We start from the raw sequence: 13,193 nt of genomic DNA on the forward strand, positions 1-13,193 counted from the left end.
CCGATACCAAATTTAACCTAACAGTCTTTGGGGCTTTAAGCTGTAAGCCTTAGGCTATAAGCTGATCTCCCTTTTATGTCTTACTGCTTACAGCTTAGAGCCTAAAGCTTACAGCCTACCACCTAAAACACCCCTTGCCAGTTGCCCTGACGGTAGTATTGCAATAATCTCTGTTGCATCAGGTAATCATATTTTGCCTGAATAGCGATGCCTTGGGCCTGTGCGAGTTTCGCTTTCGAAAGGGTGTATTCGAAAATACTGGCTACACCCGCATTGAATTTGCTCTCCACTACCGCGAATGCGGCTCCGAGTGATTCTACCTGGCCTTCTGCGGCTGCATGTTTGTCGGCCATGGCGTTCAGGTTTAGCACAGCGGTTTCAATCGCCTGCCGAAGCTGCTGGTTGGTGATGTCGAGGGTATTTTGCGCCTGGCGCTCCTGCACTTTCGCCAGCTCCACGCGTGGCCGGGTAACCCAACGGCCCATGATCGGAATGTTCAGACCCAGGTTAATATAGCCGTTGCGTGTCGCATTCAGCTGTTTGAAATAATCGAGGTTGTCGTTTGTCGACGCGTAGAATGCCCGCACATTCGTACTAAGGTTCAACGAAGGATAGTTCAATGCCTTAATCGACTTCACCAGGTACTTGTAGCTCTGGCGGTTCAACTCAGCGCTGCGGATTTCCGGGAAAGACTTGGATGCATTCTCGTACAGTTCCGTAGCATTGGCAGCCGCGGGCGTAACGCTTTCCTTGGGTAATAGCGGCTCGAATTCCACATTGTCATCCGGCGTGATATTCATCCGCTGAAACAATGCAAGCCGCGCCGTATGGTAATTGCTAAGTGCCGTTACCTGCAAATACTTGTCGTTCGAAAGCTGGGCCTTGATCTCGGCAAGAAGGTTGTTCCCGGCTGTTCCAGCGTTTACCTGCTTCTGTACCTTATCTACCTGTTGCTGCGAAGAAGCTACCTGCTCATTGGCAGCTTCGAGCAATGCCTTGGTTGCGAGCACATTCACGTAGCCTTGCATGAGCAGGATGGTTTGCGCATTCAGCACGGCTGTGCGGTTTTCCATCGCCGACTCTTTCAGCAATGTCCCCTGGCGGGTCTGGTTCTGCAACTTTCCGGCCTGGAAAACGGGCATTTGGAACCCCGTACTGATCGCATTGTAGCTGTAAAGCTGGTCTATATACGTATTGGTGTACTGGTCGATACTGCGGCCCAGGTTAAGGCTTTGGTCAGCCGAAATGTAGATCTGAGGGAAGATCTGTGATTTTGTCTGCCGTAGCTGTGCCTGCGCCGCTTCCGCCTGCAATGTACCCTGCTGGTAAATGAGGTTGTTTTTGGCCAGCAGGTCCACGCAATCGGCGAGGCTCAACTTGGATTGCGCCTGACCGAGTAATGGCAACAGGCAGAAAAGTAAAATAAAACGTTTCATGGCTAATAGATTGAGTTAGGTTACGCCAGCCATCCGTCCTTCAACCGGACAATCCGGTTGCCGTAACCTGCATTGGTTTCCGAGTGGGTTACCTGAACGATGGTGACTTTATCTTCTTGGTTAAGCTTTTGAAATAATTCCATGATCTCGATCGCCTGTTCCGAATGCAGGTTGCCGGTCGGTTCGTCGGCGAAAATCACTTTCGGGTTGTGTACGATCGCCCGGGCAACGCCTACCAGTTGCTGTTGGCCGCCCGAAAGCTGGTGCGGGAACAGGTCTTTCTTCGCAACCATATTGAAGCGGTCGAGCAGTTCCGCCACCCGGCTCTTGCGCTCCGACGACGACGTGCCTTTGTACAAAAGCGGGGTCTCGATGTTTTCATAAACCGTCAGTTCGTCGATCAGGTGATAGGCCTGGAACACAAAACCGATGTGGTGGCGGTGCAATTCGGTACGCTTCTTCTCGGAGAGTTTCTGAACCGGCTCGTCGAGGAAGAGGTATTCACCTTCGGACGGCTCTTCCAACAAGCCCAGTATATGTAACAAAGTGGATTTGCCGGAGCCCGACGGACCCATAATCGACACAAATTCACCTTCTTTAATGTTCAAATCAATGTGGCGCAACACGTATGTTTTGCCAAAACCTGCCGGGTAATATTTGGATATCTTTTCTAACTGGATCATAAAAATTGGATGTTTGAGATTTGGTATGTAATTACGGACAACCTGTTTTAAAAACAAATGCTTACATCCTCGTCTCTTATGCCAGTCCTATTTTAAAAAGCCTTGCCAAAAGTGTAAATAATTGATTTTCATGTTGTTTTAAAATGATGCTAACGGGCGTGCGTCCGATACCGTACAAAATGTGTACGCAATCGGACGCGTTCGGAACCTGGGACTTGCCATTGTGAAATGGACGTTATTCGGACCTTAAAACCTTCACCGGATCCGCGGCGGCGGCACTCAAAGCCTGGGCAAATACAGTAAACAATGCCAGTCCCATTGCCACGGCTCCCGGGCAGACATACATCCACCATTGCAGGCCGGCATGGTAGGTAAACTGACCAAGCCATGATTGCATCAGGTAGTGGCCCGAGATGGAAGCGATGAAAAAGGCAATAAAGATGATGTGGATGAAGTTTCTGGAAAAAACCAGCGCAATATCATAACCCGTCGCACCCAGCACGACCCGTATGCCCGTTTCGCGCCGGCGTTGCGTGATGGCAAGATGCGTGAGACCGAAGAGTCCCAGGCTACAAATGACCACGGCCACTATGGTCGCCACCGTGATGATCTGCTGCCAGCGAAGTTCGGTTGCGTAGGCACGTGCGTTAGCGTCGTGCAGGAAGGTGTAGTCAAAAACAGCGTCGGGTAAAATCTTCTTAAACGTCGTTTTAAGCTTACTAATGGCATATAACTCCCTGTTTTGGGCGATTTTAATCCATAGTTCCCCGCCTCCGTAATGTGTGCTCATAGGCATAATCATAGGTCCGATGCGCTCTTTGAGCGAGCTGAAATGAAAGTCACCGATAACGCCGAGGATGGTCAGGCCCTGCTTTCCAAAATAATCGTCGGGCATTAACGTCTTTCCGACCGGGTCGGTAATGCCTGCTTTTTTGATAAACGCTTCATTGACCAATACCCCGAAAGTTTCGTCGGAAGCGAAAGCGAGGGAGAAGTTGCGGCCTTGAAGCAGCTTCATTTCAAGCATCGGAAGATAATCGGCATCGATCGTACGCACATTTGCAAGAATTTTTTGCCCCTTCACCACTACATCACGATTGCCAAACTCACCCGCAAGCGAGATCGCCCCGAATGCAGGGTCGCCCGCCAGCTCGTTCCGGAAGCGCTTGTGCACCCGCTGAACATCCCGCTCACCGTGAATGGCTATTTTGACGATCTGATCAGGATTATAACCTAGGTTTTTGGACCTGATGAAGTGCATTTGCCTGTAAAATACCATACTCGCGATGCCCAGCAGCATCGCTATCGCAAACTGGAAAACCATGAGCACATTCCCGGTCGGATTTTTACCGGCAAGCGAGGCTTTGGAATAGAGCGTTTCAACCGGATTTAGCCTGGAAATTAGCCAGGCGGGATAGAGTGCGGCGCAAGCGATGTTTATCACGAAAATAAATGCCAGCCAACCTGCCGTTTCCGGGCTCCATAGCCGATTCAGTGCGATTTGCTTTTGAGATAAGTGATTAAATGCCGGCAGCAGTAACATCACGAGTATAAATGCAAGAACGATTGAAATCCCTACCAGAATAGCCGATTCGCCGAGAAACTGCACGACGATCGCTCCGCTGCCACTTCCGGTGGCCTTACGTATCCCGACTTCCTTTGCGCGCTTCATCGAAGAAGCCATGTGAATGTTAATAAAGTTGATGCTGGCCATGATCAGAATAAAACCGGCCATGCCGATGAAAATGTAGGAATAAACAGGCCTGCTCGCGTTCACAATGCCGGATTCACCGTTTTGGTTGGGAATTTCCTGCGTATTCAGGTGAATGTCGGTCATTTTTTGTAAGCCATAGGTAATGGTGAATGCTTCGGGATGGTCTTTTCGTTGGGTTTGGGATAATGCGCCGGCTATGCGGTTAAATTTCCGGATAACCTGATCTGGCTGGGCATCGGGGCGCAGCACGACAAACGTTCCCAGATAGGCATTCAGCCAGCTCGCGTCGTTGAACGATACTTTCATAAACGCAAATGGAAAGAGGATGTCGAACTGAACCGAGGAATTGGCAGGCGGATCTTCTGCCACGCCCGTAATGACCAGCGGTTTCCCGATCCGCATCGCCGACGGGTCGGCGTCCATTTGCAGCAGCTCGCCCAGCACATCGGTGCGGTTAAAGAATTTCATCGCCGTACGTTTGGTAACGACCACCGAATTGACGTTTTGCAACGCGGTACGGCCATTGCCATGCAGTAACGGAAAGGTGAACACGTCAAAAAAAGAAGCATCTACAAAAAGCAGCTGTAATTTGAATGCATTGTGCCCGTGCCGCACATCTCCGTGGATGTCCCCGCCCATGACGCGCGCATAACGTGTGACCTCGGGTATCCGCGCCTGAAATGCCGGGCCCTGTACCTGGCCGGTACCACCCGAAGAAATGAGCTCGCCGCGCTCCCGGTAGGAACTGGTAATGCGGTAGAGATGGGGATTATGGTGATGAAAGCCGTCGAAACTGCGTTCATCGGTGATGTAAATGGCCGCGAAGAGCATACTGGCGGTGCCAATTGCCAGACCGATGACGTTGATCACCGCATACAGCCGTCCCTGCCAGAGCTGACGCACTGCTATTTTCAGAAAGGTTTTGAACATGGATTTTCAGGAATGGACTTCCATTTTGTAGCCTACGCCGTGAATGGCGGTGATTTTAACTTGCGGATCGGCGGCCAGCATTTTGCGGAGGCGCGATACGAATACGTCGACGCTCCTTCCCACGGTAACACCTTCATCTTCCCAAACCGATTTTAAAATCGCATCGCGTTCCAGGACCTGGTTGATGTTTCGGGCGAACAAGCTAAGCAGCTTTGCTTCGCGGAACGTCAATGTCAGGGTGGATTGGCTGTTGAAGAGTGATTGGTTGGTGGTGTCCAGCCAGGAGTTACCGAATGCAATGCGCGAATGTGAAGCCGGCGTATTTTGCGGTACATTTTCCGGTGTTTTTTTGTGCCGCGACCTGTTCCAGGCGATAAAACCCAGCCCGGCCAGCGTACCGCCCACTGTGATCAGCAGCCAGGTATTGCCGGTAGCCTGGGGTTTGGCGGCTTCCGGCGTGAAGCGGACTTGCAGCATGTAGCAGCCCGCCTCGCGCGAGCGCCCTCTACACGGCACCCCGCCGGGTTGGTTCAGGTCGAAGAACTGGTATCCGAGACTTACTTCGCCGGTTTTGCAATTCAATACGGCGACACTGTACGGCCGGTCGATATGATAGGAATCGAATGAACGTTGCAATGTTTCGGGTAGTTTGTCATAGTCGAACATATGGTCCATTTGCACCGAAAACGTGTTGGCATCCGTTTGCTTCACCGGCGGGATCTGTGAGAGGGAATCTCCATTGGCTCGCAGCAGTAGATCGACCGTCCGCCGGAGCGACAGGTTGACATTTTCAGAAAAGCGAACGGCGTCGCTGTTGGCCATGAGCGGACGTCCCGCACATATGCATGTTACGAGCAGGAACCCTGTGAAAACCGCTTTGAAATACCGCATCATAAAGCCTCGGACCAATCATCAAATTTAACGAATTTCAGCAATTGTCCTTTTTCTGTTTCGAAACATAAAACCACTGGAATCGCGGGATGATTTGCGTCTTTTTGATAATTATAACTTTTCTCGCAGAGGTATTTTGAGGTTTGACGGGATCGATAATGAGCTGGTCACCGGCCTCGGCGAATTCCAGAATATCGCGAATTTCGGAGCTCCATACTGCAAAGTTGTGTGCATGGGATTCGGGATTGACGATCATGCCGCCGCGTTTCAGGTAAATCAGGAAGGGTACGTTTGCTTGCTGGCCGGAAGCCGAATTACTTTTTACGAGCGTCAGCGTACCCCGGGTGACGTGTGCAAACTGCTCTGGCGAGATTACGCGACCGTTTACGAGCAGGGTATTTTCGTCAGACGAACCGGCAGACTTCGGCAGCGCCACCGTGGCTTGCAGCGAGTATAACAGGACCGTTGCCGGGAAGATGATTTTGATTGCTTTGAAGTTCATATCCAAATGTGTTTTGATGATTTTGACTGCTGGCCAAAAGTACCGATGACCGTGGAGCACGCGAACAAATGCTTGTAAAACAATGTAAACGAAATGTAAAACATTGATTTTGGCACTTTAACAGCCTTTTATAGGATTGGGTCAGTAAAAGGCATTAATTTTCAGTTAAAGCAGAACATTCTTTTACGGCACCGATGTTACTTTTTTACACCACCCAAACACTCACTTGAAAACAGTAGCATCCAACGATCCTTACGCAGCGCTCCGCTATTCTGATTTCCGGTTTTTTGTATCGAATTCCTTCCTTTTCTCTGCCACCATCCGCGTTCAGGAAGTGATCGTGGGTTATGAACTGTACAAAACCACGCACGATCCGCTCGCATTGGGCCTCGTGGGACTGGCAGAGGCGATTCCGTTCATTGTTACTTCGTTGTTTGGGGGCTATGTGGCCGATCAGAAGAACAAGATCAGCATCATGCATATTAGTCTGGTGGTGATCTTGCTAGGGTCCGGGATCTTGTACACCGCTTTTCAGCCGGGTATTTACAACAAGCTGGCGGAGTGGCAGCATCTGGCGGTCATTTATGCTGTTTTTGGATTAATAGGTTTTGCAAAAGGCTTCTACTCGCCTGCTGCAAGCTCACTCAAACCCTTCCTTGTACCGAGAACGATCTACCATAACTCATCTACCTGGAGCAGTTCTTTTTCGCAGGCAGGCGCCATTATCGGCCCGGCTGCTGCGGGTTTTATGTACGCTTACCTTGGGCTTACCCAAACATTGCTGATCGTCATCGTCAACTTCGTGGTTTGCTGGGTTTTGCTGGGCATGATCAAAACGCGCCCGGAGTTTCCGAAGATTGTCACGCCGATCATGGAAAGCCTGAAAGAAGGTTTCAAGTTTGTCTTTAAAACGCGCATTGTGTTCTATGCCATGACACTCGATTTGTTCTCGGTGCTTTTCGGCGGCGTAATTGCTTTGCTGCCCATTTTCGCCGAGGATATTCTGAAAGTCGGGCCGGAAGGGCTTGGTCTGCTGCGAGCGGCACCTTCCATCGGCTCCATGCTGACCATGTTCGCAATGGCTTATTTCCCGCCTACGCATAATGCATGGCGCAATATGCTCGTAGCAGTGGCCGGTTTTGGCATATTCACGCTGGTTTTTGCGGCTTCTACCAACTTTATGCTCTCCTGCGGTGCGCTTTTCGCGACCGGCGTATTCGACAGCGTAAGCGTCATCATCCGTCAGACGATCCTGCAAATCTATCCTCCCGATGAAATGCGCGGCCGGGTAGCGGCCGTCAACGGTATATTCGTCAGCTCCTCCAACGAGCTTGGCGCCTTCGAATCCGGCGTCATGGCCAAGGCATTCGGTACTGTTTCCTCCGTCATGATGGGAGGCGTGCTGACGCTCATTGTCGTCTCCTGGGTGTACTTGCGTTCGAAGGATTTGTTTTCGGTTAAATTGAGTTAGTGAGTACTTTGGTTTATGCTGTGGTAAATCGTTATTTTTGTTAAGCATCAGACAGACTACTCAGTATGTATATCTACAAAAATATCATAACGCTGGAACCTGGGAAAAGGAGTGGTAAGCCCTGTATCAGAGGTATGCGTATCACAGTCGAAGATATTTTGCGCTGGCTGGCCTCGGGGATGTCATTTGATGATATTTTAGAGGATTTCCCTGAGTTGACCAGAGAAGATATTACTGTTGCCTTGGAATTCTCCGCGGACCAACTGAAGAGGACGCTTTATGACGTTGCTGCATGAAGGTTCTGATTGATCAGAATATCTCACAACGGATTTTGCCATTGCTGGCACATCAGTTTGATACTTTGAACCATGTACGGCAGTTGGGTCTTACAGACGCAGATGATTACGAGATTTTTATGTTTGCCCGCGACAACGGTTATCAGGCGGTGATTACAGCGGATGAAGACTTCATCAAACTTATCAATCAGTTTTCACAACCTCCTAAAATTGTCTGGATCAGAGCAGGAAATTGTTCCACAAAAGTACTTTCAGATCTGCTCCGTGAGAAAGCGCAAGCGATCAAAGACTTCGTACAAAGTGCAGATTTTGATATTTACGAAGTCTTTAAATTCTAACTAGTCATTCTTCAAACTCTCAACAGGATTCATTACCGCAGCCTTGTACGTCTGCACACAGACGAGCACGGTTATCATCATTCCAAATACCATTGTGATCCCCGCAAATACTTCCCATCCGATTTCTGTGCGGTAAGCGTAAGTTTTCAGCCATCGGTTTCCCAATAGCATTGCCAACGGAAATGCGATTAATAAGGCTCCGGCCAGGATTGCCAGAAATTCTTTGAGAAAAAGCATTACCACGTGCGCGCTGGTTGCTCCCAGTACTTTGCGTATCCCTACCTCGCGGGTGCGGCGGGCGACATTGAGTGAAACCATTCCGAGGATGCCGAGCAATACGATAACCGCCGAGAGAAACGTCGCAACGCGGGAGGCCTTTTTAAGTTGGATTTCAGATCGATATAATTTCTGCAGGGTTTCATCCATAAATACGTATTCGAACGGGGCATCCGGCATGAGTTCGCGCCATTTTTGCTGGATTGTGGCCATAGCGTTGCCAATATTACCAGGGTTGAGGCGTATGCTCAGGTAGCGGTAGGTATTGGTGCCCCGGACGTCGGCGAACACCAGTGGCTTAATGGCCTGGTGCATGGATTCGAAGTGGAAATCCTGCGCCACGCCTACAATGGTTAGTGGTTTTGGATAAAAATGTACCCGTACCTGCTTCCCGAGCGCCTCGTGCGCGCTTGCATACCCGAGGGATTTGACACCCGTTTCATTCATGACGATGCGGTCGGGTTGGTAAGCGGTGTTCGCCGATTGTAAGAACTCACCGGCTATCAGTTTTATATCATATGTTTTGGCATAGGCGACATCCGTGCGTAGTACGGTGGTCAGAACAGCTTCTGTGGAATCCTGACCGGGTTTGTAGAAGCCAAAATAGCCGCCATTGCCGTTTGGAATTTCGTAGGAAAGTGAAATGTGCTTGATCTCTTTCAGGCGGGAGAGTCCGTCGCGCACCCGTTCCATTTTAGCCTGCCCTGTCGGCGTCCAGTCGCGCGGGACACCGAGGGTTACCATTGATTCTTTGTTATACCCGAGATTTTTATTGAAAAAGTAATCGACCTGCCGTGTCACAATGCCAGCCCCGGCAAAGACAAACAATGCGATCACGAACTGTAATGAGATAAGCGAGCGACGAAAAAGGATATTGTCCCGGACGGATTTCAGTTTTCCCTTCATCGATTCCACCGACGGAATCCGCGAGAGCACCAGTGCCGGGAACAAACCGGCCAGCAGTCCCACCAGTATGGAAATAAATATCGGGGCTATCAACAAATAAGGTGGCAGTGACCAGAGCGACGCTATTTCCTTGCCCAAAATACCACTGAAAAATGGTCGCAATAGCACATATAACGCCAGCGAAATAAGCATCGCCAAAAGTGCGAGGAGGACAGATTCGGCCAGAAACTGCCCGATAAGCTGCTGTTGGAGGCTGCCCAATACTTTTCGTACACCTATCTCTTTCAAACGGGATGATGAGCTGCCGATGGAGATGTTTACGAAATTGACAATTGCCATCAGTAAAATGAACAGTGTAATACCCGAAAGCGTCAGGAGCATTTTGTTGACGATTCCATTGTTTGCTTCGCGGTAGTACTCGCCGAGTGGGGTCAGGTGTATTTTCAGTTTGGTCCGGATGGCCTCCGGTGCATTTGTCGCGAGCTCGCGGGCGATGGGTTTGGCGAGGTCGGCGGGTGAAACGCCATCTTTTAGTTCGATATAATTAACCATAAATGCAAAGCCCCAGTTATCCTCCGAGCCCTTGCGCCCTTCAAGGCTGCTGAATGGAAAGAAAATTTCCGCCCCGGTATTCAACAAATGGGTTACGGAATTGAAGGGAGGGTTTTTCATCACCGCAGTAATCTGATACTCCTGCTTGCCGCCTGAGAAATTGTGCAGCGTAAGCGACTCGCCTACGACGTCTGTCCGGCCGAAGTATTTCATTGCCTTGTTTTCGGTGACTACGATCGAATTGGGCGCATTCAATGCAGTTTCTGCCTGCCCGTACCGGAGCGGGAAACCGTACATAGCCAAGAGGGTCGAGTCTCCCGTCTGCACATCCTCCCTGAAATGCTTGTCGCCATGCGATACGGCCACAGTAATGGCGTCGTAGCGGTAGTAGTTTGCAACCAGATTGGGGTAATCGGTTTTCAATGCTTTTCCAAGCGGCCCCAGGGTGGTGAGATCCAGTCCCATATTCGGGTCGGTCCACTGGCTGCGGATGATGTACTGGTTCTTTGCATTCCGGAGATCGGCATTCACGCGAAGCTCGCCCCAGATGTAGCTCATCATCAGGAACGAGAACGTCATCCCGACGGTAAGACCGAGGATCGTTATCAACGCATAAAAGCGGCGTTTCAGCAAATTACGCCAAGCGATTTTGAAGTAGTTTTTCAGCATGTTTCAAAACTAGTAGTTTATCAACTGGCTGACTGTCAGTGGTAGTTTGTTTAACGTTTTTTAACAGTGGTGTTCTCCATCCTCCCTTTCCTCCCCTTTAATCATTCCGTAAAGTCTCCGCCGGATTCGTAACGGCCGCTTTGTATGTCTGGATACCGATGGTGAGCAAGCCAATGAGCCCGAGGCTACCCATGCAAGTGAGAAATACGCCTGGGCCCAGGCTTGGGTGGTAGGTGAAAATATTGAGAAACAGCGCCCCAAGCCCATAGCCGATCGGCATCGCGATGATCGCTGCGACCAGGATCAGCTTCACAAATGCGCCGGATAGTAGTTGCATGATCTGGGCTGTACTGGCGCCCATTACTTTTCGCACGCCCACTTCTTTTACACGCTTGGCGGTGGAATAGGTGACCATTCCCAGCAAACCCATTGCCGCGATCGTGAATACGACGAATACCAGCAAATCGGTGATCTTCTGATCTTCATTTTCCAGATAATCCTCGTAAAGCTGGTCTTCATACCAGGAATACACAAACGACTCGTGCGGATGATACCGTTTCCAGATCTTGCCCAATGCGGCAGCGAGGCGTTCACGATCGGTCCCCGCGGCTACTTCCAAAGAAAGTACTTTGATTTCACGCGGATCGAAAGCGAGCACGAGTGGTGCCACCGGCAACTCATAACGCATAAAACAGAAATTTTTCACAATCCCCGATACAATCACCTGCGTCTCATTCAGCAGGATCGTTTGTCCAACCGCCTCCTTTGGGTTTTTCCATCCGAGCGACTGCGCCGCTCTTTGGTTCAGGACCACGAAATGGATGGTGGTGTCAGTAGAGGCGGGGACATTTTCACCGGCGATGAATTGCAGCCGCATATTCTCGATAAAATTCCGGTCGGATGCATAAATGAAGCTTTCTACCGGATTAACCTGGCCTTTCTGAGATAACGGTGAAAGTTTAGCTTTTCCCGCGCCTTCATTCAAGGTGGCGGAGGTAAGGCCTACGCGTTTGACACCCGCTTCTCTGCCCATCTCATTGGCCAGAAGTTTGAAATCGCTGTCGGGTGCCAGCGAAACGTTCAGGATGTTTTTCCGGTTGAAATTCTCGTTGTCGGTAGCCATGTATTCAAACTGGCTGTTCATAATGCCGGTGCCGGTCATGAAGACCAATGCCACCACGAACTGGATAACGGTGAGTGTTTTCCGGAAACCGAATTTGCCCAGCCCGGTGGGCGCCATTTCGCCTTTCAGGATCTGGACCGGTTGGTAGGATGATAGAATCCTCGCAGGCAGAATGCCCGCCAGGAAGCCGGTAAACAATGTGAAGCCGATGAAGATCGCCCAAAGCATGCGCGTGTCGCCCACCTCCCATGTGAGCCAGCCCACATGGATGTATTCCTGCAAAAATAACAGCCCGAGATAACCAAGCCCGAACGCGAGCAAGGCAATCACGACCGTTTCGACTAAGAACTGGCTGACCAGCTGAAATTTTTTTGCGCCCGCGACCTTGCGTACACCCACCTCTCGTGCTCGGCTGAGCGATCGCGTGAGCGTGAGGTTAATATAGTTGAAACCTGCCAATACGATAATCACCAGCGGAATAAGCAGGCTTACACCCATTTTCCACATCGGCTCCACGCCAGGATTGTCCAGCAGCCCCTCCCAGTCCGGAGAAATTTCTGATAACGCCTGGCTGCGGAATGAATGCATTTTAATATCCTTGAAACGGACCGTCTTCTGGTTCTCTGCGGAAACGCGGGCCAGCGCCTGATCGAGGTCTGTGCGGGAAGAGCCTTTGGTAAGAAATACAAAAGTGTAGGTGTTATAGCTAAGCCAGTCCTCGGCTTTGAAGTCCTTTTGCATGAGCGGCAGCGTAGCCATTGATATCACCATGTCGGTATCCAAATGCGTCCGGAATCTTTTGAGCGGCTTGAAAACACCGGTAATGGTGAATGTCCCTACCTCGCTGTTTGTAAGTGTTTTGCCTATCGGATCGGCGTCGCCGAAGTAGCGTTCCGCCATCTCGTGCGTGAGCACAGCCGTCCAGGGTTCGGTGGCCGGTTTCCCTTTTTCCAATGGGAATCCAAAGATTTCAAAGTACGCGGGCTCTACATAAATTCCGTATGTGCGGAGTGTTTTGATGCCGTTGCTCAGATTTGTGCCGAACGACCGGTTAATGCGCACCGTCTTTTCGATTACACTCTGCCCGTTCGCCAGCATTTGGCCGAGGGGGAACGGCGTTGAAGCAAGTGAATGCTTTTCGCCGACATTGTCGGTAGCGTCGGTAAGGATGCGGAACGTACGCTCCGGATAGGGATGGAAAGAATCCTTTTCAAAACTGCTTTGCACCTGTATGAGCTGCATAAAGCAAAACGCCATAGCGAGGCCAAGACCGACGATGTTGATGAAAGAGAACAGCTTGTGCTTCCACAGGTTGCGGATGGCGATTTTAAGGTAGCTTTTGAGCATAGGTTTTGGGGTTTGGAAGGAAAGGAGGAACGGGAGAAAGGGAAGGAAAGGGAAGAAGC

At 50.4% G+C, this 13,193-nt stretch carries 10 protein-coding genes; 3 read left to right on the plus strand and 7 right to left on the minus strand.

Annotated elements, in window-relative coordinates:
* Nucleotides 1-122: 122 nt before the first annotated feature.
* From AC2YIT_RS12595 to AC2YIT_RS12615, 5 genes are all read right to left on the minus strand, one after another.
* Complete coding sequence (locus AC2YIT_RS12595) at nt 123-1,436, minus strand: TolC family protein (protein ID WP_487279393.1); 1,314 nt, start codon at nt 1,434-1,436, stop codon at nt 123-125.
* Between the two features lie 20 nt (nt 1,437-1,456).
* Nucleotides 1,457-2,119, minus strand: a complete 663-nt coding sequence (locus AC2YIT_RS12600; protein ID WP_015814340.1) for an ABC transporter ATP-binding protein — start codon at nt 2,117-2,119, stop codon at nt 1,457-1,459.
* Nucleotides 2,120-2,354: 235 nt separating this feature from the next.
* On the minus strand, nt 2,355-4,763 hold the full coding sequence (locus tag AC2YIT_RS12605; RefSeq protein WP_487279394.1) for an ABC transporter permease: 2,409 nt from the start codon (nt 4,761-4,763) through the stop codon (nt 2,355-2,357).
* A 6-nt stretch (nt 4,764-4,769) separates the two neighbouring features.
* Complete coding sequence (locus AC2YIT_RS12610; RefSeq protein WP_430845099.1) at nt 4,770-5,672, minus strand: winged helix-turn-helix domain-containing protein; 903 nt, start codon at nt 5,670-5,672, stop codon at nt 4,770-4,772.
* Nucleotides 5,673-5,691: 19 nt separating this feature from the next.
* Nucleotides 5,692-6,156 (minus strand): hypothetical protein, encoded by a 465-nt coding sequence (locus AC2YIT_RS12615; RefSeq protein WP_430845101.1) that lies wholly within the window; start codon nt 6,154-6,156, stop codon nt 5,692-5,694.
* A 226-nt stretch (nt 6,157-6,382) separates the two neighbouring features.
* On the opposite strand from AC2YIT_RS12615, the gene AC2YIT_RS12620 reads away from it, so the two are divergent.
* The 3 genes from AC2YIT_RS12620 (at nt 6,383) to AC2YIT_RS12630 (ending at nt 8,261) form a co-directional block, all read left to right on the plus strand.
* Nucleotides 6,383-7,627: an MFS transporter gene (locus tag AC2YIT_RS12620; protein WP_487279395.1), complete on the plus strand. Its 1,245-nt coding sequence runs from the start codon at nt 6,383-6,385 to the stop codon at nt 7,625-7,627.
* 65 nt (nt 7,628-7,692) lie between these two features.
* A complete protein-coding gene (locus AC2YIT_RS12625; protein ID WP_430845103.1) occupies nt 7,693-7,923 on the plus strand; it encodes a DUF433 domain-containing protein in 231 nt (76 codons plus the stop codon).
* On the plus strand, nt 7,920-8,261 hold the full coding sequence (locus tag AC2YIT_RS12630; protein WP_430845104.1) for a DUF5615 family PIN-like protein: 342 nt from the start codon (nt 7,920-7,922) through the stop codon (nt 8,259-8,261). Before AC2YIT_RS12625 ends, AC2YIT_RS12630 begins: the two co-directional genes overlap by 4 nt.
* On the opposite strand, the gene AC2YIT_RS12635 is transcribed toward AC2YIT_RS12630, so the two are convergent.
* Both AC2YIT_RS12635 and AC2YIT_RS12640 read right to left on the minus strand, forming a co-directional pair.
* Nucleotides 8,262-10,664, minus strand: a complete 2,403-nt coding sequence (locus AC2YIT_RS12635; protein ID WP_487279396.1) for an ABC transporter permease — start codon at nt 10,662-10,664, stop codon at nt 8,262-8,264. It abuts the gene before it with no gap.
* A gap of 97 nt (nt 10,665-10,761) precedes the next feature.
* Entirely contained in the window at nt 10,762-13,134 is a 2,373-nt protein-coding gene (locus AC2YIT_RS12640; protein WP_487279397.1) for an ABC transporter permease, read from the minus strand.
* Nucleotides 13,135-13,193 lie beyond the last annotated feature (59 nt).

Source organism: Dyadobacter sp. SRI_021 (assembly GCF_057586235.1).

Coding starts and splice junctions, on each gene's coding strand:
- AC2YIT_RS12595 (WP_487279393.1), bottom strand. CDS start 1,436: ATGAAACGTTTTATTTTACTTTTCTGCCTGTTGCCATTACTCGGTCAG.
- AC2YIT_RS12600 (WP_015814340.1), bottom strand. CDS start 2,119: ATGATCCAGTTAGAAAAGATATCCAAATATTACCCGGCAGGTTTTGGC.
- AC2YIT_RS12605 (WP_487279394.1), bottom strand. CDS start 4,763: ATGTTCAAAACCTTTCTGAAAATAGCAGTGCGTCAGCTCTGGCAGGGA.
- AC2YIT_RS12615 (WP_430845101.1), bottom strand. CDS start 6,156: ATGAACTTCAAAGCAATCAAAATCATCTTCCCGGCAACGGTCCTGTTA.
- AC2YIT_RS12625 (WP_430845103.1), top strand. CDS start 7,693: ATGTATATCTACAAAAATATCATAACGCTGGAACCTGGGAAAAGGAGT.
- AC2YIT_RS12630 (WP_430845104.1), top strand. CDS start 7,920: ATGAAGGTTCTGATTGATCAGAATATCTCACAACGGATTTTGCCATTG.
- AC2YIT_RS12635 (WP_487279396.1), bottom strand. CDS start 10,664: ATGCTGAAAAACTACTTCAAAATCGCTTGGCGTAATTTGCTGAAACGC.
- AC2YIT_RS12640 (WP_487279397.1), bottom strand. CDS start 13,134: ATGCTCAAAAGCTACCTTAAAATCGCCATCCGCAACCTGTGGAAGCAC.